The sequence below is a fragment of the Arthrobacter pascens genome (genome assembly GCF_030816475.1).
Taxonomy (GTDB): Bacteria; Actinomycetota; Actinomycetes; order Actinomycetales; family Micrococcaceae; genus Arthrobacter; species Arthrobacter pascens_B.
The window spans coordinates 2,949,044-2,975,078 of record NZ_JAUSXF010000001.1; the positions used below are offsets into that span (position 1 = coordinate 2,949,044).

The window sequence follows — 26,035 nt, forward strand, 5'->3', positions numbered from 1 at the left end:
GGGTGTCCGCTGACCAGCGGCGGCGCGACGCCGACAACCCAGGGCGACATCGACAACCCGGACTCGGCGATGCGGCCGCCGGAGAAGGCCTACAGGAAGATGTCCGGAACCAGCTCGTCCTCCGCAGCCCCAAGGCTGTAGGGACGGAAGTCCGTTACCCCGGCGGCCGCCAGTACCTGCTCGTCGGTATAGAAGTTTCCGGTGCCTGAACCGCCTTCATCAGGATTCCCGGCCAGGTTGCTGCCGGTGAGGACAGCGTGCGCAGCGTCCGCCATGATCTGCGGCCCGCGGGCGGCACGGACCATGTTCTGGCCGCCGGGCATGTTGCGGATGGCGGCTGTATCGATCAGGGTGCAGGGCCAGAGCGAATTCACGCTGACTCTGTCCCCCCTCAGCTCCTCGGCCAGCCCAAGGGTGGTCAGGCTCATCCCGTACTTGGCCATCGTGTACGCGAGGTGCCTCCCGGCCCACTTTGGATCCAGGTTCAGGGGCGGGGAGAGCGTCAGGATGTGGCCGTTGGGCGACTTGCGTAGTGCCGGCAGCGCCAGTTTCGACAGCAGGAACGTGCCCCTGACGTTGATGTCCTGCATGAGGTCGTAGCGCTTCATGTCCACGTCGTCGGTCTTGGACAGGTCAATGGCGGAGGCGTTGTTGACCACGATGTCGATGCCGCCGAAACGCTCGATGGCTGCGGCAACGGCGCCGGCAACGTCGTCGTCGTTGCGGACATCGCCCACCAGGGGCAGCGCCTGGCCGCCCGCCTTTTCCAGCTCTTCGGCAGCGCTGTAGACAGTCCCGGCGAGCTTGGCGTGCGGCTGGCCGGTCTTGGCCAGCAGGACAATGTTCGCGCCGTCACGTGCGGCCCTGGCGGCGATGGCCAGCCCGATGCCCCGGCTGCCGCCGGACATCAGAATGGTGCGGCCCTGAAGGGTACCGGCGGCCTGGTACGGCGCTGCAGCGGCACCCGAAGCATCGTTGCTTGAAGTCATGGGACAACTGTAGCCGAGTTATGTTACTGACGAGTAACTTAGGGCTGCCGGTTTGCGGCAACGTGGAAAATTGTAGGTTTTCTACAGCTGTCCCCGTCACGGGCCTCACTAGACTAGCCAGCAGGGTTCGTTTGTTGTGCGGAAGCTACTTAATTCCGCGCCGGCCGGACCGACCATGAACGCAGCGCTCTTTGTCAGAGCACTGCATTGCTAAGCGCCAATCTGCTACAGAGCCGGAGACACTTGATGAGCCACGATCTGACAACGACAGCGGGAAAGATAGCCGATTTCCGCGACCGCCAGGCCCGTGCAGAGCAGCCCTCCGGCCCCGAAGCCATCGAAAAGCAGCATGCGCGCGGCAAGAACACCGCCCGCGAGCGCATTGACCTCCTGCTCGACGAGGACTCGTTCGTGGAATTCGACGCTCTGGCCGTGCACCGCTCCACCGCCTTCGGGATGGACAATGAAGAAGCCCCTCGGCGATGGCCTGGTTTCGGGCTACGGCACGGTGGACGGCCGCCCGGTAGCCGTCTACAGCCAGGACTTCTCCGTTTACGGCGGTTCGCTGAGCCAGGTCAATGGCGAGAAGATCGTCAAGGTCCAGGAGTTCGCCCTGCGCAACGGCTGCCCGGTGGTGGGAATCCTCGACGGCGGCGGCGCCCGGATCCAGGAGGGCGTTGCCTCCCTGGCGATGTTCGCGGACATCTTCCGGAACAATGTCCACGCCTCGGGGGTGGTGCCGCAGATCTCGCTGATCATGGGTCCGTCCGCCGGCGGTGCGGCCTACTCCCCCGCGCTCACCGACTACGTGGTGATGGTGGACAAGACCTCCCACATGTTCATCACCGGCCCGGACGTCATCAAGGCCGTCACGGGCGAGGACGTGGACATGGAGACCCTGGGCGGCGCCCGCCAGCACAACGCCACCACGGGTACCTCAACGTACCTGGCATCTGATGAGTCCGATGCCATTGAGTTTGTCCGTGAACTGCTGGACTTCCTGCCTTCAAACAACCTCTCCGAGGCACCGGTGCTGGAGCACCAGCAGGAGCTGGACATCGACGGCGACGATCTGGCCCTGGACACGCTCATCCCGGATTCCGCCAATCAGCCCTACGACATGCGCACGGTCATTGAGCAGATCGTGGACGACGCCCACTTCCTGGAGATGCAGGCGCTGTACGCCCCGAACGTGATGATCGGCTATGGCCGGATCGAGGGCCACACCGTGGGGATCGTGGCCAACCAGCCGCTGCAGTTCGCCGGCACACTGGATATCGCCGCATCCGAAAAAGCCGCCCGCTTTGTCCGGCATTGTGATGCCTTCAACATCCCCATCATCACCCTGGTTGACGTTCCGGGGTTCCTGCCCGGCAAGGACCAGGAATTCCAGGGCATCATCCGCCGCGGCGCCAAGCTGCTGTACGCCTATGCCGAGGCGACGGTTCCAAAGCTGACCGTCATCACGCGGAAGGCCTACGGCGGCGCCTACATCGTGATGGGTTCGAAGAAGCTCGGTGCCGACCTGAACCTCGCCTGGCCCACCGCCCAGATCGGCGTGATGGGCGCCCAGGGCGCGGTCAACATCCTCTACAGGCGCGACCTCACTGCCGTGGCGGAGGCCGGCGGGGACGTCGAGGCCCGGCGGGCCGAGGTCATCCGGCAGTATGAAGAGGAGCTGCTGAACCCTTACCAGGCTGCCCAGCTGGGATACGTGGATGCAGTCATCGCCCCGTCAGAGACGAGGCCGCAGATCATCAAGGGACTCAGGGCGCTTCGGGACAAGCGGGCGAGCCTGCCCACCAAGAAGCACGGGAACATCCCGCTGTGACCGAGCCGACCAGTGACCCCGGGCAGCCGGCGGCACCACTGTTTTCCGTTGTCAAAGGGCAGCCGTCAGCGGAGGAGCTCGCGGCCCTTACCGCCGTCGTACTCTCCCTGGGAAGTACCGAAAGCGCGGAAACCCGGCAGCCGACGGTCCGCAGCTGGGTGCGGCGCCAACAGCTGAGGCTGGCGCCAACACCGGGACCCGGGGCGTGGAAGCGGAGCGGCGGCTAGCGGAACCGCCGCCGCCCCCCGGCCGGCCAAAGTTCAGTACAGCTTTCATCACCCGGTGGGCACGGTTAGTCTCGTGTGGTGACCATCCACACTGCACCTGCCGCCCGTCCGCACTCCGCCATCGACACCGTGGCTGATGATTACACAGACACGCTCATCCGCCTGAATCCCTCATTTGCCACCACCCTTGGCCTGCCGGGACACGAGACGGAGTACCCCGACTACTCCCCCGCCGGAATCGCGGAATTCGCTGACGCAGCGCGCGGTGCACTTGCCGCCCTCGACGGCCTGGAAGCCCAGGACGACGTCGATGCCGTCACGCTGGACGCGATGCGCGAGCGCCTGGGCCTGCAGCTGGAAATCCACGAATCCGGCTGGGACGAAGCGGAGCTGAACAACATCGCGTCACCGGCGCAGGACATCCGCGCGATCTTCGACCTCATGCCCGCCGCGACCGGGCAGCACTGGGAACACATCGCCGGACGCGCCCTCAATGTTCCGGCCGCCCTCGGTGGCTACATGGACTCCCTGCGGCACGCCCGCGATGCCGGACGCGTTTCGGCGGCACGGCAGGTCTCCATCGTCATCGAGCAGGCCACCAAGTACGCTGCCGCTGACGGCTTCTTCGCCAAGCTGGCCGCCGGAGCGAAGACTGCCGACGGACCGCTGGACGCGTCCTTGCAGGAAAGGCTCGACGCCGGTGCTGCCGCGGCCCGGAAGGCCTATGCGGAACTGGCTGATTTCCTCCGGACGGAGCTGCTGCCCGCAGCCCCGGAGAAGGACGCCGTGGGCCGGGAACGCTATGCCCTTGCCTCGCGCTCCTTCCTGGGGGCCACCGTTGACCTGGAAGAAACGTATGCCTGGGGAGTGCAAGAACTCGACCGGCTGATAGCGGAACAGGAACAGGTGGCCGACACCATCAAGGCCGGTGCCACTATTGCCGAAGCCAAGGAGATCCTCAACAACGATCCCGCACGGCAGCTCAAGGGCACCGACGCACTCCAGGCCTGGATGCAGGAGCTCTCGGACAAGGCCGTAGGCGAGCTCGCGGGAGTGCATTTCGAGATCCCGGACGTGATGAAGAAACTGGAGTGCCTGATCGCGCCCACGGACGAGGGAGGCATCTACTACACCGGCCCCTCCGATGACTTCAGCCGTCCCGGGAGGATGTGGTGGTCCGTTCCCGCCGGCGAGGACACCTTCACCACCTGGGCGGAAACAACCACCGTTTTCCATGAAGGCGTTCCCGGCCACCACCTCCAGGTGGCCACAGCAACCTACCGGCGGGAGCTCCTCAACAAGTGGCGCCGCAACGTCTGCTGGACGTCCGGCCACGGGGAGGGCTGGGCCCTGTATGCGGAAAAACTGATGCAGGAACTCGGGTACCTGTCCGACCCGGGCGACCATATGGGCATGCTGGACATGCAGCGCATGCGTGCGGCCCGGGTGGTCTTCGACATCGGCGTCCACCTCGAACTCGAGGTCCCTGAACGTTGGGGATCCGGACCCTGGACCCCTGACAAGGGTTACGGATTCCTGAAGGAGAATTTGCCTATCAGCGAGGGCCAGCTCAACTTCGAGTTCACCCGTTACCTCGGCTGGCCGGGACAGGCCCCCTCCTACAAGGTGGGCCAGCGGCTGTGGGAACAGATCCGCGCCGAACTCGAAACCAGGCCGGGCTTTGACCTCAAGGCCTTCCACACCAAAGCATTGAACATCGGCTCCGTGGGACTCGATACCCTACGGCGGGCGCTGCTCTCGTAGTCGCCCCCTTCGCCCGCGAGACATTTCCCACACCGATCACGGGAATAAGTAACAAAGGCCGCTGTCCGCCTTGGTTTTCCGGGGTTTTCCGGTTCCTGGCGCATCCTACCTCACGTAATATTTCTCAATGTACGTTCGCCATGGTATGCGGCGTGACTCTAGCGTATTCGGGTGAGCACTCAAACCCGCACCCCAGATTCCCGAGGAAAGACCGGCTTCCAGCTGCCCAAGTGGGCTGGCTCGTTCGGCTTCCAGATCATCGCCGCCCTCATCGTTGGGCTGGGCCTCGGCCTGCTGGCAAAATACACCGGCAGCACCAAGACCAGCCCCAACGGCCTGGGCGCCACCCTCCAGACCATTGGCTCCAGCTACGTCTCGTTGCTGCAGACGGCCGTGGTGCCGCTGATCTTCACCGCAGTGGTCAGTTCCATCTCCAACCTCCGCCAGGTGTCCAACGCCGCGAAGCTGGCCTGGAACACCCTGCTCTGGTTCGCCATCACCTCACTGATCGCCGTGCTGATCGGCATCGGACTTGGCGTGCTCCTGCAGCCCGGCGCCAATACCGGGATCACCGAGCAAGCCAAGTACGCCGGAAAGTCGGGTGACTGGTGGTCCTTCCTGACCGGGCTCTTCCCGAAGAACTTCCTGGGCCTGGGCGCCAGCACCACCATCACCGAAGGCGTTGCCACCACCTCCGTGAGCTTCAACGTGCTCCAGATCCTGGTGATCGCCATCGCCGTCGGTGTGGCCGCACTCAAGGTAGGCAAGGCGGCGGAGCCGTTCCTGAACCTCAACGCTTCAGCCCTCGCCGTCATCCAGAAGGTCCTGTGGTGGATCATCCGGATCGCACCGCTGGGCACTGTTGGCCTCATCGGCAATGCAGTGGCGGTCTACGGCTGGGACACCATCGGCTCGCTGGGCAAGTTCACCGTGGCCATCTATGCCGGCCTGGCCTTGGTTCTCTTCGTCGTCTACCCCGTGCTCGTCCGCGCCCACGGACTCTCCGTGAAGCAGTATTTCTCGGGCGTGTGGCCGGCCGTGCAGCTCGCCTTCGTGTCCCGCTCTTCGGTAGGCACCCTCCCCCTGACCCAGCGGGTCACTGAGCGCAGCCTTGGCGTCCCCCGCGCCTACGCATCCTTCGCCGTACCGCTCGGCGCCACCACCAAGATGGATGGCTGCGCCGCGATCTACCCGGCCGTCTCGGCAATCTTCGTGGCCCAGTTCTTCGGCATCCAGCTGGACTTCAGCCAGTACGTGCTCATTGCCCTGGTCTCGGTTCTGGGTTCGGCCGCCACGGCTGGTACCACCGGCGCCGTCGTGATGCTCACGCTGACCCTCTCCACGCTGGGACTGCCGCTGGCCGGCGTCGGACTCCTGCTGGCAATCGATCCGATCCTGGACATGGGCCGCACGGCGGTCAACGTCGCGGGCCAGGCATTGGTACCCACGCTCGTGGCCAAGCGCCAGGGCATCCTGGACGAGGCGCTGTACAACGCGCCCCGCAACGGCACCCCCTTTGTGGACGACGCCGACTCCGCCGCTGCCGATCCCTCCGCCTCCGCGGGCCCGGCGGCCGGCCGCGAACTGGCGGACGCCAAGGCGTAACTGCCGGCGCTGTCACTGCCGGCACTGTCACTGCCGGCACTGTAATTGCCGCCAGGGCGTCACAGGCAGGAAATTGGCGTCATTTTGAACTGCTCCCCGAAAGTTGGACTGAAAATTCAGTTCTGACTTTCGGGGAGCAGTTCCCATGTCCAGGCCCTTCTTGTGAGGCAACCCCACCCCGGTCGGGAATCGAGTACTACAGTGGATGTATGGCTCCCAGCCGCCATCCGCTCGACGACCTGCGCGAAACCATCGGCCATCTGGCCGATCAGCTCAGGCTGACCGGTTCAGAGCGCGTCGACGACCTGGTCGGCGATCTCATGGGTGCCAGGCCCGGGCCGGCCCGGCCGCTGTCCGAGGTGCAGGCCGAGCTCGACGCGCTGGTCGGACTGGAGACCGTGAAGGAACAGGTGCGGGCCCTCGTCGCACTGCTCCAGGTCCAGGCCCGCCGTAAGGCGCACGGCCTGCCGGAGGTGGCCACATCACAGCATCTGGTGTTCCTCGGAAACCCCGGCACGGGCAAGACCACCGTGGCGCGGCTCCTGGCTGAGATGTACCGCGCGGTCGGCCTGCTGCAGAAGGGCCATCTGGTCGAGGTCGATCGTTCGGGCCTGGTGGGGCAGTACGTCGGTGCGACGGCCATCAAGACGGACCGGGTGATTCGGCGTGCGCTGGACGGCGTCCTGTTCATCGACGAGGCCTACGCGCTGGCCCCGGAGGACGGCCGGATGGACTTTGGCCCCGAGGCGATCGAGGTCCTGCTCAAGCGGATGGAGGACCACCGCCACCGCCTTGTCGTGATTGTGGCCGGGTACCCGCGGCTGATGGAGTCCTTCTTGCTCTCGAACCCCGGACTGCGCTCCCGGTTCGCCCGCGAGATCACGTTCCCCGACTATTCCGTCGACGCACTCCAGACGATTTTCCACCAGATGCTTGCCCAGCACGAGTACACGCTGGAGCCGGGTGCCGACCAGATGCTGCGCCGCATCCTGGCCGGGCTCCACGCGGGCGAGGACTCCGGCAACGCACGGTTCGCCCGCACGCTGTTCGAGCAGGCGCTCAACCGCCAGGCGCTGCGGCTGTCGCTCAACGAGGAACAAAGCCTCGACGCGCTCGATCGTGAGGCCGTCATGACGCTCACCGCGGACGACATCGTCGAGGCCGCGCTGGCCTTGGGCGAGGAGCCGGAGCCGGAACCGAGGCCGGAACCGGAGCAGCCACGCTGGTGGCGCTGGCTCGCCTGACTGGATCCGCGGCGCCTGTCAGGCGATACCCGTCCCGCCCCGAGCGGGAAACATGAACCTGCTCCCCGTAAGTCAGAACTGAATTTCCAGTCCAACTTTCGGGGAGCAGTTCACCTCCGGGGATTTCTTTGTCGCCGAACGTCCGAGGGCGCTGTCCCCACGGGTATTAGCGGCCGCCGCCTCCAATCACACCGTTCTGGACGGCCTTGGTCACGGCGTCGGCTTCGGCCTGGGTCAGCTTGCCGTCCGTGACTGCCTTGTCCAGCCTGGTCTTGAGGGCCGCGGCCCGGTCCGCCTGTTCAGCCGTGCGCAGCTCGTCCAGCGCCGCAGTGACCTTGGCTTCATCAATGCCCAGCGACGCTGCGAGCGACTTCGCCAGTTCCGCCTGCCTGGCCGCGGGGTCCGGCCGCGTTCCGTTTGCCGGCGGAGTGGCTGGCGGAGTAGCGGGCTTATTGGCATCGCGGAACGCCTTGAGGGCGTCGGCGACCTTGCTCTCGTCGACCCCGAGTTTGGCAGCCAGGTCTGCTGCCTTCACCCCGCCGAAGCCTCCGCGGCCGCCGTGCCTGCCCCCGCCATCGGCCGGAGGAGTGCCGTCCGTCGAGGCGCTGGAGCTTGTACTTGGCGTAGGCGTAACCGTGGTGGTTGCGGAGGCGATACCTGCAACGCCGATGCCGGCGCCGAGGGCGAGGGCCGCGGCCGAAAGGCCAAGGGTGATTCTCTTGGTGCGTGACATAGCTTGTCTCCTGGATCCGCCGTGTGGGAACGGCATGAGTTGGTCCCTTCCGGGCTATTCCAAGTCTCCAGCGCCAGGTTTTCGCGGAGCTGTCGGGAACCTTTCATCTTCCTGTGAATGCCGGAAGCCGGTCTCAAACGACGACATAGATTAACTTGCGCTGAGTGCAAAATTGCACATAGTGTAGGTTCATGCCTTCCAGCTTGCCGGACACCGGCACTTCGCCTGCCCCGACCTCGCGGCGGGAAAAGAACAAGGCCGCCACCCGCCAGGCCATCACTGACGCGGCCATGGCCCTTCTCCGCAGCGAGGGCCCCGGAAACTTCACCGTGGAGGACATCGCGGAGGCGGCGGGGATCTCGCGGCGCACGTTTTTCAACTACTTCGGCAGCACCGATGCGGCGCTCGCCTCCGTGACCCACGGCTTCCTGGACAACGCCCTCCAGCAGTTCCGGCTGCGCCCGTCGGATGAACCCATCCTGGAATCCGCCCGCGCCGCGCTGATGGCATTGGCAGATCCCATGACTGTTGCCCCGATGGCCGAGCTGTTTACCCTCACCGAACAGAACCCGCAGCTGTCCCGTTCAGAACTGGAAGCCTGGGACCACTGCACCGAACAGATCATCACCGCCGCGCGGGAACGGGCCGCCGAGACTCCCGGCGTCGTGATCGATGAACTGTATCTGCGCGCCCTTGCAGGTTCGGTGATTTCCTGCGGCAAAGCAGCCATGGACGTGTGGTTCGCGCGCCGCGGCGCTGATCTGTCTCCGGCCTCACTCACCCTGCTCCGGCAACTGCTGATCGACGCCATCGGCCACCTTGGCTCCGGTTTCGATGGCCGTGAACGCTCCCAATCCACCCTCCTCGAAGATCGGCGCTGACATGGCCCTCTTGCTATACCGCCTTGGCAAGTTCTCGTACCGCCACCGCTGGCTGGTCATTTCCGCATGGCTGGCCGTCCTCGTGGGTGTCGCAGGCTCGGCCGCCGCATTCCACGGCACTTTGTCGAATAACTTCCAGATTCCTGGCACAGAGACCCAGCAGATGGCGGACAAGCTCAAGAAGGAGCTGCCCTCGTCCTCGGGCGGTTCCGCCAGCATCGTCTTTGAAGCCAACGATGCCCGGTTCAGCCAGGCCGGCAAGGACGCAGTGTCCGCCGTCCTGGCCAAGCTCAAAACCCTCCCGGACGTGCAGGGAACTGTTGATCCTTTCACCACCCAAGCCCAGCTGGACAAGGCCGCAGCCGACGTCGCCGCTGGTCAACAGCAGGCTGCGGACGCCAAGGCCCAACTCGACCAGTCCGCCTCGGAGTTGGCCGCCGGGAAGGCGCGGCTGGCAGCCGCGGAACAGCAGATGGCTGCTGCCGGCCTGCCGGCCGCCGCGATTGAGGCCCAGCTCGGCCAGCAGAAGGCCGCGGCCGCAGCAGGGCAGGCAAAACTCGACGCCGGCACCCGGGAACTTGCCGCCGGGAACGAAAAGCTGGAGCTCGGCAAGCGCCAACTCGATGCCTCACAGGGCCTGCGCTTCGTCTCCGAGGACGGCAAGGCAGCCATCGCGCAGGTCCAGTTCAAGACCTCCATCAACGGCCTCACCCCTGACATCCGCCGGGAAGTCCAAGACCTCGTCAAGGAGGTCTCCGCCGCGAATGTCACCGCCCTGCCCAGCAAGGAAATCAGCGAGGACATCTCCGAGCTCTTTGGCACCGCGGAGATCATCGGCATCGCCGTTGCCGCCCTGGTCCTGATCCTCATGCTCGGCACCTTCATCGCGGCCGGCCTTCCGCTGCTGATGGCCATCGTCGGAGTCGCCGCGGGTGTCGGCGGGACCATCGCCCTCAGCAGTGCCGTGGACATGAGTTCGATCTCCCCGATGCTGGCCCTGATGCTGGGCCTGGCCGTGGGCATCGATTACTCCCTGTTCATCGTCAACAGGCACCGCGGCCAGCTGCTCGCCGGCATGGACGCCGAGGAATCGGTGGCATTGGCCACAGGAACCTCGGGCAATGCCGTGCTTTTCGCCGGACTCACAGTCATCATCGCCCTTGCCGCACTGGTGGTCCCCGGCCTGCCGTTCCTGGCTGTGATGGGCCTGTCAGCCGCCGCCACGGTCGCTGTCGCAGTCGCCGTCGCGCTGACCCTGACACCTGCCGTGCTCTCCCTGGTAGGCCGGAAGCTCATCTCCAGGAGGGCCTGGGCCAGGGCCCAGGAGCACAACGCGGACCCCTCCCACGGCTACCAGGACAGTGCCAAGGAGGAGTACCGCAGCACCCACGGCTGGGGCGGCCTGGTCACGAACCATCCCTGGCTGGCCCTGCTGGCCGGCGTTGTCCTGCTCGGCGTCATGGCCCTCCCGGCGGGCCAGCTGCGGCTCGCACTGCCGGACGCCAGTTCCCAGCCGGTGGCCTCGCAGGCATTCCAGGCCTACGACGTGACCAGGCGGAGCTTCGGCGAGGGCATGACAGGGCCGATCATCGTCGTCGGTGACCTTCCGGAGGGCCTGAGCGAAGCCGAGGCGAAGGCGCGGCAGTTCGACGTCGCCGACATCCTGCGCGGGACGGAGAACGTTACCGCCGCCGTGCCGCTTGCCCTCAGCCAGGACCGCCGCACCGCGGTGTTCCAGGTCATTCCCAAGGAAGGCCCGGCGAGTGCCAGCACCGTCCGGGTGGTCTCCGAACTGCGCGCCGAGAAGCCGCGGATCCAGGACAGCACCGGCGTGAGCATCGGCCTTACCGGCCAGACCGCCGGCAACGTGGACGTCTCCACCAAGCTCGGCGATGCCCTGCCTCCGTATCTCGCGATCGTCGTCGGGCTGTCCCTGCTCCTGCTGCTGCTCGTGTTCCGGTCCATGTGGGTGCCGCTACTGGCAACCGGCGGCTTCCTGCTTTCGCTCGCCGCGTCCTTCGGCGCCGTCGTCGCGGTTTACCAGTGGGGCTGGCTTGGACCCGTTTTCGGCGTGGAAAACCCCGGCGCCGTGCTGAGCTTCCTGCCCATCATCCTGATCGGTGTGCTGTTCGGACTGGCCATGGACTACCAGGTGTTCATCACCTCCGGCATGCGTGAGTCCTATATGCATGGCGAAACGGCAAGGCACGCCGTGCGGACGGGCTTCAGCCACGCCGCCGCGGTGGTCACCGCGGCTGCGATCATCATGGTCAGCGTGTTCTCCGGCTTCATCTTCAGCCACTTGAACATGGTCCGGCCGCTAGGCTTCGCGATGGCCTTCGGTGTGCTGATCGACGCTTTCGTGGTCCGGATGACCATCGTTCCGGCAGTGATGTACCTGCTGGGCGGCAAAGCCTGGTGGCTGCCGGGGTGGCTGGAGCGGATCCTTCCGGACGTCGACGTTGAAGGCGCCAGGCTACGGCAGCCGGCACCCGTCAGTTCAGAGCAACGCGGGGTCACTTCGCGCCTATAAATCCGGTCCGCGTGGGCCATAAGTGACCCCGCGTTGTTCTGCCGGGGGTGAATTAGGCTGGAGCCGTGACCCGTCTTATTCTCGCCTCCCAGTCCCCCGCCCGCACCAAGCTCCTGGCAGACGCGGGCATCAGCCACTCCGTCCTGGTCTCGGACGTGGACGAGGATGCCGTCCAAGCCCGGTACGGCATCACGGATCCGCACGATACCGCGCTGCTGCTGGCACGGGCCAAGGCGGAGGCCGTGGCGGCCCTGCCGGAAGCGGAGGGTGCGCTGGTGCTCGGCTGCGACTCCGTCTTTGAGTTCGCCGGCGAGGCACACGGCAAGCCGTACACGGCAGGCGTCGCACGGGAACGGATCCTCAGGATGAGCGGAAACACCGGTGTACTGCATACCGGGCACTGGCTGGTGGACTGCCGTGACACAACGCCCGACGACGACACCACGGCCCCGGGGTCCGGCGCCACCCTCGGGGCAGTCGCCTCAGCCGAAGTCCACTTCACGGAGATCGAATCCGACGAAATAGACGCGTATATCGCCACCGGCGAGCCGCTGCACTGTGCCGGATCCTTCACAATCGACGGCCTGGGCGGTGCGTTCATCCGGAAGGTGGACGGCGACCCGCACGCCGTCGTCGGCCTGTCCATCTCCACGCTGCGCACTCTTCTGGCCCACGCAAACGTGCGCATCACGGAGCTTTGGCCTGCCCGGTAAATGAACCGATTTCGGGCCACTTGTAGCATCCCTACAAAGCCTTGGCCGTTTACACGCGGAATCCGCAAGTAATATCGGCCGAACCCACAAAATCGCGCTAGGCTCCCTCAAGGAAAGAAGGAGACACCTTGTCAGCAAATTTGGAGCAGTCCGCTAGTCCCGTGCAGTCGAACCTCACAAAGGTGCTGATCGCCAACCGTGGCGAAATCGCAGTGCGGATCATCCGTGCAGCACGTGATGAAGGCATTGCCTCCGTGGCTGTCTACGCGGATCCGGACCGGGACGCGCTGCATGTCCGCCTTGCTGACGAGGCCTACTCCCTGGGCGGCAACACCGCAGCCGAGTCCTACCTGGTCATGGACAAGATCATCGATGCGGCACGCCAGTCCGGCGCGGACGCGATCCACCCCGGCTATGGCTTCCTGGCTGAAAACGCCCAGTTCGCCGCCAAGGTTATCGAAGCCGGCATCACCTGGATCGGGCCCTCCCCCGATGCCATCTCTGCCCTCGGTGACAAGGTCCAGGCCCGGCACATCGCCGAGAAGGTGGGCGCACCGCAGGTCCCCGGCACCGCCGACCCCGTACAGTCCGCCGAGGAGATCCTCGAATTCGTCGACAAGTACGGGCTCCCGGTCGCCATCAAAGCTGCCTTCGGCGGTGGCGGCCGCGGCATCAAGGTGGCCCGCAGCCGCGAGGAAATCCCTGAACTGTTCGAATCCGCCGTGCGCGAGGCGACTGCTGCGTTCGGCCGCGGCGAGTGCTTCATCGAACGCTTCCTGGACGCGCCCCGGCACGTGGAAACCCAGTGCCTCGCCGACGCGTACGGCAACGTTGTGGTGGTCTCCACGCGCGACTGCTCGCTCCAGCGCCGCAACCAGAAGCTCGTCGAGGAGGCGCCGGCTCCGTTCCTCACCGAGGAACAGAACCGCCGGCTGTACGAGTCCTCCAAGGCCATCCTCAAGGAGGCCGGCTACCTGGGCGCAGGCACCTGCGAATTCCTGGTCGGCCAGGACGGCACCATCTCCTTCCTGGAGGTCAACACCAGGCTCCAGGTGGAGCACTGCGTGTCCGAGGAAGTCACAGGCATCGACCTGGTCCGCGAGCAGTTCCGCCTGGCCCGTGGCGAGAAGCTTGGCTACGACGATCCCGAGGTGCGCGGGCACTCGATCGAATTCCGTATCACCGGTGAGGACCCGGGCCGTAATTTCATGCCTGCACCAGGCACACTTCGTGTCCTGAAGAACCCGACCGGTCCCGGAATCCGCATCGACTCCGGCGTCGAGCAGGGTGACGTCATCAGCGGAAACTTCGACTCCATGCTGTCCAAGCTCATCGTGACCGGCGCCAGCCGGCGGCAGGCCCTTCAGCGCGCCCGCCGTGCCCTGGAGGAAATGGTCGTGGAGGGCATTCCCACGGTCATCCCCTTCGACCTCGACGTCGTCTCGAATCCCGCCTTCGCGCCGGAGGAGGGGCCGTTCACGATCCACACCCGGTGGATTGAAACCGAATACGTCAACAACCTTCCCGCCTGGATTCCGGACGGAGCCGGACAGGAAGCGGACGACGCCGGGTCCCGGCAGCGTGTAGTCGTTGAAGTCGGCGGCAAGCGCCTCGAGGTGGTACTGCCCGCATCCCTCGGCTCGCTCGGGTCCGGTTCCGGCGCCGCTGCAACGAAGTCCGGAAAGGCCAAAAAGCGCTCACGCTCGGGAGGTCCCGCGGCCGCAGCAACCGGTGACGCCCTCACCTCACCCATGCAGGGCACCATCGTGAAGGTGGCCGTCGCCGACGGCGATATCGTCTCCGAAGGCGACCTCGTGGTGGTGCTTGAGGCGATGAAGATGGAACAGCCACTCACCGCCCACCGCTCCGGTACCATCACCGGACTCAGCGCACAGGCCGGTGAGACGGTCTCGGCCGGCGCCGTCATCGCCACCATCGAAGACTAGCTAGCCCGGAGGGGGACCAATGCTCGCACCAAGTTTCACAGAAGAAGTAGACCGCTACCACCTGGCAGTTCCGGAAATCACCCGGGGAAATCCCGGCCCCGTCAAGGAACTGTATTCCCGGCTCGACGACGTCACACTTGCTAACCCGTTCGGCGGCATCGCCCGCGGCTGGGCGCAGGTTGAGGCCAGGCTCGACCAGGCGTCCCGGCACTATCACGAGGGCGAGATGCTTGGGTTCGACACCGTCACGTCCTACACTGCCCGCGACACGGCCTACCTCGTCGAGACCGAGCATTTCCGCGCCCGCCTGGATGGCGCCGCGGCCCCGGAGGAGTTCGCGCTCCGCGTGACCAGCATCTTCCGGCGCGAAGAGGGTTACTGGAAGCTGGTCCACCGGCACGCGGATCCGGCGGCGCAGCCGCAGTCGCGGCGGTCCCTGGCAGCAGCCGCCGCCGTCTGACCGCGGCTGCCGTTCCGGGTCCCTCAGGCCCCGCCCACTGGCACATCACCCGGGGGCGCAGGCAGACTTAGCCTGTGAAGCCTTTCCTGCTCCTGGCGTCCCGGGCCGAAGACACCGCCGCCGAGGATGAGTACGCCGCCTACCTGAGGTACGGCGGCCTGGCCCCGGCGCAGCTGCGGCGCATCAGGCTGGAGGCCGCTCCCCTGCCCGAGTTGAAGCTGTCTGACTATTCCGGGGTGATCGTTGGCGGCAGCCCCTTCACTTCCAGTGACCCCGACGAGCAGAAAAGCGCTGTCCAGCACCGGGTGGAAGGTGAGCTGTCCGGCCTGCTGGACCGCCTCGTGGCCGCTGACTTTCCGTTCCTGGGTGCCTGCTACGGCGTGGGCACGCTCGGCACCCACCAGGGCGCAGTCATCGACAGGACGTTCGGAGAACCGCTGGGCGGAGTGGAGATTGAACTGACGGAGGCCGGGCTCGCCGATCCGCTGCTGCGCGGCATGCCCCGCCGCTTCACCGCCTTCACCGGACACAAGGAGGCGTGCACGTCGCTGCCTGCCCACGCGGTGCTGCTGGCAACATCCAAGGCCTGTCCTGTCCAGATGTTCCGGATCAAGGAGAACCTGTATGCGACCCAGTTCCACCCAGAACTGGACGTGGAGGGCCTCGTGACCCGGATCGACATCTACCGCCATGCCGGGTATTTTCCGCCGGAGTCCGCCGAGGAACTCATGGAGAAGGCCCGGCAGTTCACGGTCACGGAGCCCACCAACATCCTGAAGAATTTCGTGGCCAAGTACGGCAGCTGAACGTCCTTCCCGGTTCGATACTGTGGCGGGATGGACGCGTGGAAGAACCTGGCTGAAGCCTACGACTCATCGTTCGGCCGGCTGTGCGCCGGAACGATAGACGCTCCACTGACTGTCCGGACCGGACTTTACAGGACCGGCCTTTACCGGCGGCACGGACGCAGCAATGCCCGCCGTGCTCCCTGAACACCAGGGAGCACGGCGGGCATTGCGGTCAGCGGGCTGGAACGTCAGGCGACGTTGTTCTCGTAGTCCAGGTCCCGGGTTTCCTTGCTCACGAACAGGGCGATGAGCGTCAGCACGGCCATGACGCTCAGATAGACGCCTACCAGCACGGGGCTGCCCTTGGCCGATTCCCACAGCCACACGGCGATGAAAGGTGCCACTGCCGCGCCCAGGATGCTGGACACGTTGTAGCTGACAGCGGATCCGGTGTACCGGACGTTGGTGGGAAACAGCTCGGGCAGCAGTGCACCCATGGGCCCGAACGTCAGACCCATCAGGGAGAAACCGATGATCAGCAGGGCCATGGTGCCGGCAAACCCGCCGCTGAACAGCGGGACGAAGAGCAAGCCGAAGGCAAAGATGCCCGCCGTCACGGCGATCAGCATCTTCCGGCGGCCGTACTTCTCCGCCAGGGGGCCCGAGACCAGGGTGAAGATACCGAAGAATACGACGCCGGCAATCAGCATCCAGAGGAAATCGTTGCGGGTGTAGCCCAGGCCCGGGACGAACGCCGCGGCGGCCGCCTCCGTCATCGGCTTGCCGGTCTTCTCGGCGGCTGCCTTGGCGGCGTCGAGGCTCGAGGCGCGGGTGCCGTAGGTCAGCGTGAACGTCGTCATCAGGTAGAAGAGCACATAGGTGGCGAGCATGATGAACGTGCCCAGGATGAGCTGGCGCCAGCTGGTCTTGAAGACCCGGCCAAGGGGCAGTTTGGCCACCTCGTTGGATTCGAGCACCTTGGTGAACGCCGGCGTTTCGATCAGCTTGAGGCGGACGTAGAGGCCGATGATGACCATGACGGCGCTGAGCAGGAACGGGATGCGCCAGCCCCAGTCCGCGAAGGCGTCGGCGGAGAGGGCATAGCTGAAGACCAGGAAGATCACGTTGGCGATGATGAAGCCGATGGGAGCGCCCAGCTGCGGGAACGTGCCGTAGATTGCCCTCTTGTTTGCGGGCGCGTTCTCGGTGGCCAGGAGGGCTGCGCCGCTCCATTCGCCGCCGAGGGCCAGGCCCTGGGCGAAGCGCATGACCACCAGCAGTGCCGGAGCCCAGAATCCCCAGCCGGGAACGAGGGCGGTGGGCAGGCAGCCGATCAGGAAGGTGGCAATACCCATGGTCAGCAGCGAGGCCACCAGCGTCCCCTTGCGGCCGAACTTGTCCCCGAAGTGGCCGAAGACGATGGAACCAAGGGGACGGGCAATGAAGGCGACGCCGAAGACGGCGAAGGAGCTCAGCAGCTGGGTGGTTTCATTCTGGCCCGGAAAGAACAGCCGGGGAAACACCAGGACGGCCGCGGTGGCGTAGACGTAGAAGTCGTAGAACTCGACGGTGGTGCCGATCAGGCTGGCAACAATCACGCGTCCGCGCGAGTTCACCGCCTTGGCGGAGCCTGGCTCCGCCGAGGTTTCAATGGATGACATGTATGTCCGCTTTCGTGAAGTCCGGCGGACACGCACTGCCGTGCCCGGGAACGATAGTTAGGGTTCAATATTAGTTCCGGCCGTCCAGTGAATGGACAAAAGGTCCGGCATGCGGACCAGTGCGCTCCGTCTCATTTTCGGTTCCTCACGCCGTCCCGGAGCCTCCGATAGGCAAATGTCACAGCGCGTTAACAAACAGCGACAGTCCGCGAAACGCGCCTTCTCTACCGTGGAAGGACAACAACCCCCAAAGGAGGTACACCGTGACTGTTGACCGCACCGCAGATGCCGGCGCCGGCAATTCCGTAGATCTTGCAGCCGAACCGTTGCACGGAAGCGTGTCAGAATCCGCCAGTGCCCGGCCGGGCTCAGCCCGTACAACCGATGCCCCCGCCCTTGAATTCCGCCCAGGCCGCTGGATCGCCAACTGGGACGCAGAGAACAAGGAGCAGTGGGAATCCGCCGGACGCTCCATCGCCCGCCGCAACCTGAACTGGTCCATCTTTGCCGAGTTCCTCGGCTTCGTGGTCTGGCAGCTCTGGTCCATCGTCGTGGTTCAGCTGCCCGGGGCCGGCTTCAAGTTCGACACGAACCAGATTTTCTGGCTGATCTCCATGCCGAGCCTGGTTGGCGCAACCCTCCGCATCCCATACACCTTCATGGTTCCGCGCTTCGGCGGACGGAACTGGACCATCGTGTCCGCCCTGCTCCTCCTGATCCCCTCCATCGGGCTGGCGCTCTGCGTCTCCAACCCGGGAACCCCGTTCGGCGTCATGCTGCTCGTGGCGGCCCTGGCCGGCTTCGGCGGCGGCAACTTCGCCAGCTCCATGGCCAACATCACCTTCTTCTACCCGGCCCGCGAGAAGGGCTGGGCCCTGGGCCTGAACGCCGCCGGCGGCAACATGGGTGCGGCCGTTTCACAGCTCGCCGTCCCCATCGCTATCACCCTGCTGGCCGCGGGCTCCGTCAACCTGCCCATGGCAGGCTGGATGTGGGTCCCCTTGATCCTGATCGCCGCTTTCGGCGCCTACAAGTACATGGACAACCTCTCCAGCGCCAAGGGGGATGTTGCCGGTTCGGTGGCTGCACTCAAAGAACCCCACCTGTGGATCATGGCCCTGCTGTACATCGGCACCTTCGGCTCCTTCATCGGCTTCGCCGGCGTGTTCCCCAAGCTCATCAAGGACTACTTCCCGGCGTTCTCCTCCATCGGAGTGGGCACCGTGGCGCTGTCCCTGGCCTTCCTGGGTCCGCTGGTCGGTTCCCTCGCCCGCCCCTACGGCGGACGGATGGCTGACCGCATGGGCGGCGCCCGCATGACCGTGGCAGCCTTCGCTTCCATGGCTGTCATCACCCTCACCATGATCTGGACCCTTCCGCTGAAGAACTTCTGGCTCTTCCTGGTCCTGTTCCTGATGCTCTTCACCGCCAGCGGCTTCGGCAACGGTGCAACGTACCGTATGATCCCCATCATCTTCGCCACCTCCAGCCGGGCAGCAAAGGCAGGTGCAAGCACCGTGGCCACCCAGCGGCTCGCTTCCTCGGCCCTCGGCCTGATCTCGGCGATCGGCGCCTACGGCGGCTTCGTCATCCCGCAGGTACTGAACGCCTCCAACACCGCCAGCGGATCCTACACTCCGGCGTTCTACGGTTTCGTCGGGGCCTACGTCCTGATGCTGGTTGTCTGCTGGGCCTTCTACATCCGCAACGCCAACCGAAATGCGATGGGACACGTCTAACATGACCAAAAGCGCCGACACGCACTGCCCTTACTGCGCCCTGCAGTGCGCCATGACGCTCAAGTCTCCAGCGGTTCTGACCCCGGCTTCCCAGCCGGGGTCAGTTCCCGTGCCGGCGGAACCCGCCGGAAAGAGCCCTGCCCTGAACGCGCCGCTCCTGGCGGCGCCTCTCACAGTCAGCGGGCGGGATTTCCCCACCAACCGCGGCGGCCTCTGCCGCAAGGGCTGGACCTCGGCCACCCTCCTGAACCACCCCGGCCGGGTCACCGAACCGCTCCTGAAGGGTCTGGACGGAATCCACCGGCCCATCGGCTGGGACCAGGCCCTGGCCCTGGTCACCACCGCAGTCAAGGACACCCGCGCGAAGTACGGGGCGGACGCCGTCGGAGTCTTCGGCGGCGGCGGCCTCACCAACGAAAAGGCCTACATGCTGGGCAAATTCGCCCGCCTGGCCCTGGGCACGTCCCGGATCGACTACAACGGCCGGTTCTGCATGTCCTCCGCTGCGGCCGCCGGGATGCGCGCCTTCGGCGTTGACCGCGGACTCCCCTTCCCGCTTGCGGACCTGGACAATGCCAGCACCATCATGATGCTCGGCTCCAATGTCGCAGAGACCATGCCTCCCTTTGTGCAGCACCTCAAGGGCGCCCGCGACGCCGGCGGGCTGATCATCGTCGATCCCCGCCGTTCCGCAACCGCCGCCTTCACGTCCGACGGCGGCGGCATCCACCTGCAGCCCCAGCCCGGCACGGACCTCACCCTCCTGCTGGGACTGTCCCACGTGGTGGTCCACGAAAACCTGGCCGACACCCGCTTCATCGAAGAGCGCACCTCCGGCTACGAGGCCGTGGTCCGCAGCGTGAACTCCTTCTGGCCCGAGCGGGTACAGTCCCTCACCGGTGTCCCCGCGGAGCTCATCCGCGAAGCCGCCAGGAGGCTGGCCGACGGCGCCCGCAAAGGCGGCAGCTACATCCTCACCGGCCGCGGCGTGGAGCAGCACGTGGACGGCACGGACACGGCCACCGCCGCCATCAACCTCAGCCTCCTGCTCGGCCTGCCCGGCTCGGGCCGCAGCGGCTACGGCACACTCACCGGCCAGGGCAACGGCCAGGGCGGCCGCGAACATGGCCAGAAGGCGGACCAGCTTCCGGGCTACCGCAAAATCACCGACCCCGCCGCCCGCGCCCACATGGCCGGCGTCTGGGGCGTCCCGGAAGAGACCATTCCCGGGCCCGGCCTGCCCGCCGTGCAGCTCCTGAAGTCGCTCGGCCAGCCCGACGGCGTCCGGTGCTTCCTCGTGCACGCCTCCAACATCGCGGTCGCCTCCCCCGACGCCAACTCCGTCATCGACGGGCTCCGCAGCCTGGACTTCCTGGTGGTCTGCGATTTCTTCATGTCCGAGACGGCAGCCGAGGCCGACCTCGTCCTGCCAGTGCTCCAATGGGCCGAGGAGGAAGGCACACTGACCAACCTTGAGGGCCGGGTCCTGCGCCGCCGTCGCGCCCTGCAGCCTCCGGCCGGTGCGCGCAGTGAGCTCTGGATCATGGCGCGGCTGGCGGAAGCCCTGGAGGCCCCGTCCACTTACAGCGAGGACCCGGAGACGGTGTTTGAGGAGCTGCGCCTCGCCTCAGCGGGCGGCCTGGCTGACTACTCGGGGATCGACTACGCGATGCTGGACCGCGGCGAAGCGGCCTACTGGCCGTACCCGGCCGGCAGCACCGGTACCCCCCGGCTCTTTCTGGACTCCTTTGCCCACGCCCACGGCAAGGCGGTGATGACACCGGTGACGCCCCGCCGCCGTCGGACTCCTGCCGCCAACCCCGACTCAGGCGCCACCACCATGACCCTCATCACCGGCCGCCTCATGGAGCACTACCAGTCCGGCGCGCAGACCCGGCGTGTGGCGGAGCTGCTTGCCACCCGGCCGGAGGCCACGCTGCAGATCCACCCCGCCGCCGCGGCGGGAGTGGGCATCACCGAGGGTTCCTTCGTATCGGTGGCCAACGAGCGCGGCGAGGTGGTCTGCCGGGCAGAGCTCAGCACTGCCATACGCCCCGAAACAGTCTTCCTGCCCTTCCACTTCCCTGAGCTCGAAAGCGCCAACCGCCTGACGGAAGCCGCCACGGACCCCATCTCCGGGATGCCCGAATTCAAGTTCAACAAGGTGTGGGTGCGGCTGGCCGCGAACCCAGTCCTGGATTCGCCCCGGAACAGCATTCTTCAGACGACGGAGGCCTCATGAGTGAGCAGATTGTCATTGTGGGCTTCGGCCCGGTTGCAGCACGCCTGATCGATGAGCTGATGCCGGCGGTCCGTGACGGCCAGGTCCGGCTGACGGTTGTCGGCGAGGAATCCGAGTCAGCCTACAACCGGGTCCTGGTCGCCGACCTTGGCGTGGGACGAACCACCGCGGAGGCGCTGGCCCTGTCTGACGCCGGCACACTGGCAGCCGACGGCGTAGACGTCCGGCTGGGGGTGCGGGTGCGCCGCGTGGACCGTGCGCGGCAGCAGGTAGTCCTGACCGACGGCTCGGCAGTCCGCTACGAACGCCTGGTCTTCGCCACCGGTTCGCGCCCTGTCATCCCCAACCTCACAGGCATCAACCCCGATCCCACGGCCCCGGTGCTTCCGGCCGGCGTCACTGCCCTCCGCGACCTCCGGGACGCCGCGGTACTCCGGCAGGCCGTCGACGGCGGCAAGCGCGTGGTGGTGCTGGGCGGCGGAGTGCTGGGGCTGGAGACAGCACTGGCTGCGGCCGAAGAAGGCGCCACCGTGACGGTGGTCCATAACGGCCCGCACCCGCTGGGCCGCAACATCGACCGCGGCGGCGGAGCGGTGCTCGCCGCCAGCCTGCGCCAGTGCGGCGTGCGGATGGCCGCCAACGCCCGGTCCACGGGGGTTGAGCATAACGCGCCCGACGGCGGGTTCTCGGCGTTGCTGCTGGACGACGGTTCGGCGATCGACGGCGATCTCCTGGTCATCTCCTGCGGGGTCCGCCCCCGGACCGAGCTCGCCGAGGGCTGCGGCCTCTCCACTGCCACCGGCATCCTGGTGGACCACCGGCTCCGGGCCCACCACGAGCCGCACATCTTCGCCATCGGTGACTGCGCCGAGGTCCGCTGCCCGGACGCGGCCTGCCCTGAATGCCGCACTGCCAAGGGCCCTTCCGGACTGGTGGGGCCGGGCTGGCGGCAGGCAGAATGGCTTGGCGAGTACCTCACCCTCCTGGCCACCGGAACGCAGGACGAGGCGGACGCCCTGCCGGCACTGCCGCAGGAACAGGCCGGCGTGATTGTGCTCAAGGCCCGAGGCCTGAACATGGCCGTGGCCGGGGACAACGCTGCTGAGCCGTGGGACGAGGAAGCCCTGACCGCTGGCGCCGTCAATGGACGGCCCCGGCTCCAGGTCGCCCAGTGGTCTGATCCCGAGCATGGCCGCTACGTGAAGATGACCACCCGCGGAGGAGTGCTGGAAGGACTCGTGTCCGTCGGTATGCCGCGCACCGCAGCCGAACTGGTGGGCCTGTTCGAACGCACCGCAGAACTGCCGGCTGACCGCTCTCTGCTGCTCCGCCTGGACGGGCCCGACCAGCTCGCCGCCGCACCTGCCGATCCGCAAGGCACCGTCTGCCGCTGCGCGGGAGTCAGCGGTGCCAGGATCCAGGGCGCGGTAGAGGAAGGCTGTTCCACCGTGGCCGAGGTCTCCAAGGCCACCCGGGCCGGCACCGGCTGCGGCGGCTGCCACGAGGACATCAAGGGCCTCATCGAAAAACACTTCCAGGCGGCTCCTGCCGCCTGACTAAGGTGGAGTTTCCGGTTTACGGGGACCATTCGTGCGGCTGTTCCCGGGCCCGCGGGAAAATGTTCCGAAGTTCCCCGACCTTCACTAGACTCACGGCACGGGCCTTTGTGCCCGTAGGTAGCAGACCTGGGCTGGGCAGTGTCATGGTTTGCACCACCTTGCAGCGTCTGCGACCTGGCAGAATGTCACTTCGAAAGATTGAGGCACGCGATGCGCAAGAAGTCATTACTATGCGCCGCCGTTTGTACGGCGGCATTATTCGGGTTGCAGGCAGGCCCTGCGTTGCTCAAGGGCAGGCGGAACGGGGACCCGATCACGCCAATTCGATTTGCTCGGGATGCCGTATCCCGAGGCATTCCAGCCGCCGGCTCCATAGCCGCCGGCCTGATGCACCACCTGTTGGCCCCCGGGTCTCGGGGCCAACCCCAGGCTTGCGTCGCCCCTAAGCGGGTGCCTTGGGAATCATGATCCACAGGGCAATGTAGACCAGTTCGCCGATCCCCACCACACCGAAGATCACGAAACCCAGCCTGACAAGGAACTTCGGCAGTCCGAACCTGGCTGCCAGGGCGGCGCACACGCCACCGATGATTTTTCCGCTGCGCGGCCGCTCAAGAACTGAAGTCATGCCGCAACCGTACGCCGATCAGCGGCCCGTGGCCACGCTTGCGGGCGGATGCATGCGCCGTCCCGGCTACAGGTGAACGTGCAGCCGCCGTGCCGCTTCGGAGATGGAACCGCTCAGTGACGGGTAAACCGTGAAGGTGCTGGCGACGTCGTCGACGTGCAATTTCTGCTTCACCGCGATGGAAATCGCGAAGATCAGCTCAGAGGCGTTCGGCCCCACCACCACGCCGCCAATCACGGTCCCCGAACCCTTCCGGGCGAAGATCTTAATGAAGCCGTCTTTGTTGTTGCGCATCTTGGCGCGGGCGTTGCTCTTGAGCGACAGCTTGATGATGTCACCCTGATACTTGCCGGACTGGATCTCAGCCTCGGAGACACCCACGGTAGCGATCTCGGGCGAGGTGAAGATGTTGGACGCCACCTGGTGCAGCTTGATGGGCGTCACGCTGTCACCGAGGTAGTGCGCGATGGCAATCCGCCCCTGCATTGCCGCGACTGAAGCCAGCGGAAGAACGCCGGTGCAGTCGCCCGCGGCGTAGATGTTCGGGGCAGTGGTGCGCGAAACGCCGTCGACCTTGATGTGGCCGCTCTCGGTGAGCGCGACCCCGGCCTCTTCCAGGCCGATGCCGGCAGTGTTGGGGATGGAGCCGACGCAGACCAGGCAGTGGCTGCCGGTGACCTTGGAGCCGTCGCTCAGCGTGACCACCACGCCGTCGTCGGTGCGCTCCACGGTCTGGGCGCGGGAGCGGGACAGGACGGTCACGCCCCTGCGCTTGAAGACCCCTTCCAGGACCTCAGCGGCATCCGTGTCGGAACCGGGCAGCACCTGGTCGCGGCTGGAAATGAGGGTGACCTTGGAGCCCAGGCCGTTATAGGCGGACGCGAATTCAGCACCGGTCACACCTGAACCCACCACGATGAGTTCCTCGGGGAGCTCGTCAAGGTTATAGATCTGGGCCCAGTTCAGGATCCGCTCGCCGTCCGGCCGGGCGGTGGGAAGTTCCCTCGGGTGGGCGCCGACGCTCAGCAGGATGGTGTCCGCTTCGACGGTTTCCGTCCCGTCGACGGTCAGCACCTCGATAGTGTGGCTGTCCACCAGCCGGCCGGAACCGATGAGGATGCGGACGTTCTGGTGTTCCAGGCCGGAGGTGATGTCCCTGGACTGCTGGCGGGCAAGCCCCAGCAGCCTGTCGTTGATGTGCTTGAGGTCCGCCCGCATCACCGGCACAAAGTCTCCGCCGTCGACGTCGAACTTCACTCCCAGCTCCCCCGCCTCCCCGACGCGGGTCATCAGGTCCGCCGTCGCGATCAGGGTCTTGGAAGGAACGACGTCGGTGAGGACTGCCGAGCCGCCCAGCCCGGCGCGTTCGATGATGGTGACCTGCGCTCCCAGGGAGGCAGCGACCATCGCGGCTTCGTAACCGCCCGGGCCACCTCCGAGAATTGCGAGCCGGGGTGAGCTGAAATCAGGATGCGTAGTCACAATCAACCATTCTCGCCTATCCGGGGCCGCACCACCAATAAACGTGCGCTCCCCCGGTACCGTTCCTGACGCTCCGGAACGGTAGCCGGCGCTGTGCACAACGGCAGCGGCACGATAGCTTGTACCAGTGAGTAATACAGACTTCCTGGCTACAGACCCCTTCGCTGCCGCGCGCGCCGCTGCCGACTACATCGCCGAGGAGACGGGCGTGGACAGCCATGACGTTGCCCTGGTCCTGGGTTCCGGCTGGGGTGAAGCCGCGGACCTGATCGGTGACACCACTGCCACACTCTCCGCGGACGAAGTCCCCGGCTTCCACGCCCCCGCGGTCGAGGGCCATGTGGGCACTATCCGCTCGGTCCTCACGAGGGAGGGCAAGCGCGCACTGGTGCTGGGTGCCCGCACCCATTTCTACGAAGGTAAGGGCGTGCGGGCCGTGGTGCACGGCGTGCGGACCGCGGCTGCAGCCGGTTGCAGGACCCTTGTCCTCACCAACGGGTGCGGGGGCCTGAATGAAAGCTGGGCTCCCGGCACTCCTGTCCTCATCAAAGATCACATTAACCTCACCGCTGCGTCACCGCTGGAAGGTGCCACTTTCGTTGACCTGACAGATCTTTACTCCTCGCGGATCCGCGGCCTGGCCCGGGAAGTAGATTCCTCGCTGGAAGAGGGCGTCTACGCGCAGTTCACAGGTCCCCACTACGAGACCCCCGCCGAGGTCCAGTACGCCAGGCGGATCGGCGCTGATCTGGTGGGCATGTCCACTGCACTGGAGGCCATCGCCGGGCGCCATGCGGGCATGGAGGTGTTCGGCATTTCACTGGTGACCAACCTGGCCGCCGGAATCAGCCCCGTACCGCTCAGCCATCACGAGGTCATCGAAGCAGGCCAGGCTGCGGGTCCGCGCATCTCCAAGCTGCTCGCGGAGATCATCGGCAGGCTTTAGCCCAACGCGGGGTCACTTAGCGCCCATCAGATGCCGTTCCAAAGGCCGTAAGTGACCCCGCGTT

At 66.1% G+C, this 26,035-nt stretch carries 19 protein-coding genes and 1 pseudogene; 15 read left to right on the forward strand and 5 right to left on the reverse strand.

Translation table 11 applies throughout. From position 1 onward, the window contains the following. Positions 1 to 89: 89 nt before the first annotated feature. On the reverse strand, positions 90 to 989 hold the full coding sequence (locus QFZ40_RS13530; RefSeq protein ID WP_306904978.1) for an SDR family oxidoreductase: 900 nt from the start codon (positions 987 to 989) through the stop codon (positions 90 to 92). 246 nt (positions 990 to 1,235) lie between these two features. Between QFZ40_RS13530 and QFZ40_RS13535 the strand changes: the two are divergent. The 5 genes and pseudogenes from QFZ40_RS13535 (at position 1,236) to QFZ40_RS13555 (ending at position 7,660) form a co-directional block, all read left to right on the forward strand. After that, a pseudogene (locus QFZ40_RS13535) lies at positions 1,236 to 2,820 on the forward strand (acyl-CoA carboxylase subunit beta). Then, positions 2,817 to 3,047 carry an acyl-CoA carboxylase subunit epsilon gene (locus QFZ40_RS13540; protein WP_306904979.1) on the forward strand — a complete coding sequence of 77 codons (231 nt, stop codon included), beginning with the start codon at positions 2,817 to 2,819 and terminating at the stop codon, positions 3,045 to 3,047. Before QFZ40_RS13535 ends, QFZ40_RS13540 begins: the two are co-directional and overlap by 4 nt. 78 nt (positions 3,048 to 3,125) lie before the next feature. Beyond that, positions 3,126 to 4,811, forward strand: coding sequence for a DUF885 domain-containing protein (locus tag QFZ40_RS13545; protein ID WP_306904980.1), 1,686 nt, complete (start codon positions 3,126 to 3,128; stop codon positions 4,809 to 4,811). Positions 4,812 to 4,982: 171 nt separating this feature from the next. Further along, a complete protein-coding gene (locus QFZ40_RS13550) occupies positions 4,983 to 6,416 on the forward strand; it encodes a dicarboxylate/amino acid:cation symporter (protein WP_306904981.1) in 1,434 nt (477 codons plus the stop codon). A gap of 209 nt (positions 6,417 to 6,625) precedes the next feature. Then, positions 6,626 to 7,660, forward strand: coding sequence for an AAA family ATPase (locus tag QFZ40_RS13555; protein ID WP_306904983.1), 1,035 nt, complete (start codon positions 6,626 to 6,628; stop codon positions 7,658 to 7,660). 166 nt (positions 7,661 to 7,826) lie between these two features. Here the strand turns inward: QFZ40_RS13555 and QFZ40_RS13560 are convergent, their stop codons facing one another. Next, complete coding sequence (locus tag QFZ40_RS13560) at positions 7,827 to 8,393, reverse strand: hypothetical protein (RefSeq protein WP_306904985.1); 567 nt, start codon at positions 8,391 to 8,393, stop codon at positions 7,827 to 7,829. A gap of 191 nt (positions 8,394 to 8,584) precedes the next feature. On the opposite strand from QFZ40_RS13560, the gene QFZ40_RS13565 reads away from it, so the two are divergent. The 6 genes from QFZ40_RS13565 (at position 8,585) to QFZ40_RS13590 (ending at position 15,732) form a co-directional block, all read left to right on the forward strand. Beyond that, positions 8,585 to 9,274, forward strand: coding sequence for a TetR/AcrR family transcriptional regulator (locus tag QFZ40_RS13565; RefSeq protein ID WP_306904986.1), 690 nt, complete (start codon positions 8,585 to 8,587; stop codon positions 9,272 to 9,274). A gap of 1 nt (position 9,275) precedes the next feature. Continuing rightward, entirely contained in the window at positions 9,276 to 11,807 is a 2,532-nt protein-coding gene (locus tag QFZ40_RS13570) for an MMPL family transporter (RefSeq protein ID WP_306904988.1), read from the forward strand. A 65-nt stretch (positions 11,808 to 11,872) separates the two neighbouring features. Further along, positions 11,873 to 12,520 carry a Maf family protein gene (locus tag QFZ40_RS13575; RefSeq protein ID WP_306904989.1) on the forward strand — a complete coding sequence of 216 codons (648 nt, stop codon included), beginning with the start codon at positions 11,873 to 11,875 and terminating at the stop codon, positions 12,518 to 12,520. A 128-nt stretch (positions 12,521 to 12,648) separates the two neighbouring features. Continuing rightward, positions 12,649 to 14,466, forward strand: coding sequence for an acetyl/propionyl/methylcrotonyl-CoA carboxylase subunit alpha (locus QFZ40_RS13580; RefSeq protein WP_306904991.1), 1,818 nt, complete (start codon positions 12,649 to 12,651; stop codon positions 14,464 to 14,466). A 19-nt stretch (positions 14,467 to 14,485) separates the two neighbouring features. Continuing rightward, positions 14,486 to 14,926, forward strand: coding sequence for a YybH family protein (locus tag QFZ40_RS13585; RefSeq protein WP_306904993.1), 441 nt, complete (start codon positions 14,486 to 14,488; stop codon positions 14,924 to 14,926). A gap of 74 nt (positions 14,927 to 15,000) precedes the next feature. Then, on the forward strand, positions 15,001 to 15,732 hold the full coding sequence (locus QFZ40_RS13590; protein ID WP_306904994.1) for a glutamine amidotransferase: 732 nt from the start codon (positions 15,001 to 15,003) through the stop codon (positions 15,730 to 15,732). 230 nt (positions 15,733 to 15,962) lie between these two features. On the opposite strand, the gene QFZ40_RS13595 is transcribed toward QFZ40_RS13590, so the two are convergent. Next, positions 15,963 to 17,375, reverse strand: coding sequence for an MFS transporter (locus tag QFZ40_RS13595; RefSeq protein WP_306904995.1), 1,413 nt, complete (start codon positions 17,373 to 17,375; stop codon positions 15,963 to 15,965). Between the two features lie 263 nt (positions 17,376 to 17,638). Here QFZ40_RS13595 and QFZ40_RS13600 point away from each other — a divergent pair, with 263 nt between their 5' ends. Genes QFZ40_RS13600 through QFZ40_RS13610 form a run of 3 tightly spaced genes read left to right on the forward strand, consistent with a single transcriptional unit; the run spans position 17,639 to position 22,912 of the window. Then, positions 17,639 to 19,114, forward strand: a complete 1,476-nt coding sequence (locus QFZ40_RS13600; protein WP_306904996.1) for an MFS transporter — start codon at positions 17,639 to 17,641, stop codon at positions 19,112 to 19,114. A 1-nt stretch (position 19,115) separates the two neighbouring features. Next, positions 19,116 to 21,356: a molybdopterin oxidoreductase family protein gene (locus QFZ40_RS13605; protein ID WP_306904997.1), complete on the forward strand. Its 2,241-nt coding sequence runs from the start codon at positions 19,116 to 19,118 to the stop codon at positions 21,354 to 21,356. Beyond that, positions 21,353 to 22,912: an FAD-dependent oxidoreductase gene (locus QFZ40_RS13610; RefSeq protein WP_306904998.1), complete on the forward strand. Its 1,560-nt coding sequence runs from the start codon at positions 21,353 to 21,355 to the stop codon at positions 22,910 to 22,912. The genes QFZ40_RS13605 and QFZ40_RS13610 overlap by 4 nt, the downstream gene beginning before the upstream one ends. A 445-nt stretch (positions 22,913 to 23,357) precedes the next feature. On the opposite strand, the gene QFZ40_RS13615 is transcribed toward QFZ40_RS13610, so the two are convergent. Continuing rightward, positions 23,358 to 23,543: a PspC domain-containing protein gene (locus QFZ40_RS13615; RefSeq protein ID WP_306905000.1), complete on the reverse strand. Its 186-nt coding sequence runs from the start codon at positions 23,541 to 23,543 to the stop codon at positions 23,358 to 23,360. 66 nt (positions 23,544 to 23,609) lie between these two features. Next, on the reverse strand, positions 23,610 to 25,025 hold the full coding sequence (locus QFZ40_RS13620; protein WP_306905001.1) for an NAD(P)H-quinone dehydrogenase: 1,416 nt from the start codon (positions 25,023 to 25,025) through the stop codon (positions 23,610 to 23,612). A gap of 127 nt (positions 25,026 to 25,152) precedes the next feature. Here QFZ40_RS13620 and QFZ40_RS13625 point away from each other — a divergent pair, with 127 nt between their 5' ends. Further along, positions 25,153 to 25,971 (forward strand): purine-nucleoside phosphorylase, encoded by an 819-nt coding sequence (locus QFZ40_RS13625; protein ID WP_306905002.1) that lies wholly within the window; start codon positions 25,153 to 25,155, stop codon positions 25,969 to 25,971. Positions 25,972 to 26,035 lie beyond the last annotated feature (64 nt).

Coding starts and splice junctions, on each gene's coding strand:
- QFZ40_RS13555 (WP_306904983.1), top strand. CDS start 6,626: ATGGCTCCCAGCCGCCATCCGCTCGACGACCTGCGCGAAACCATCGGC.
- QFZ40_RS13595 (WP_306904995.1), bottom strand. CDS start 17,375: ATGTCATCCATTGAAACCTCGGCGGAGCCAGGCTCCGCCAAGGCGGTG.
- QFZ40_RS13530 (WP_306904978.1), bottom strand. CDS start 989: ATGACTTCAAGCAACGATGCTTCGGGTGCCGCTGCAGCGCCGTACCAG.
- QFZ40_RS13570 (WP_306904988.1), top strand. CDS start 9,276: ATGGCCCTCTTGCTATACCGCCTTGGCAAGTTCTCGTACCGCCACCGC.
- QFZ40_RS13585 (WP_306904993.1), top strand. CDS start 14,486: ATGCTCGCACCAAGTTTCACAGAAGAAGTAGACCGCTACCACCTGGCA.
- QFZ40_RS13605 (WP_306904997.1), top strand. CDS start 19,116: ATGACCAAAAGCGCCGACACGCACTGCCCTTACTGCGCCCTGCAGTGC.
- QFZ40_RS13615 (WP_306905000.1), bottom strand. CDS start 23,543: ATGACTTCAGTTCTTGAGCGGCCGCGCAGCGGAAAAATCATCGGTGGC.
- QFZ40_RS13610 (WP_306904998.1), top strand. CDS start 21,353: ATGAGTGAGCAGATTGTCATTGTGGGCTTCGGCCCGGTTGCAGCACGC.
- QFZ40_RS13565 (WP_306904986.1), top strand. CDS start 8,585: ATGCCTTCCAGCTTGCCGGACACCGGCACTTCGCCTGCCCCGACCTCG.
- QFZ40_RS13560 (WP_306904985.1), bottom strand. CDS start 8,393: ATGTCACGCACCAAGAGAATCACCCTTGGCCTTTCGGCCGCGGCCCTC.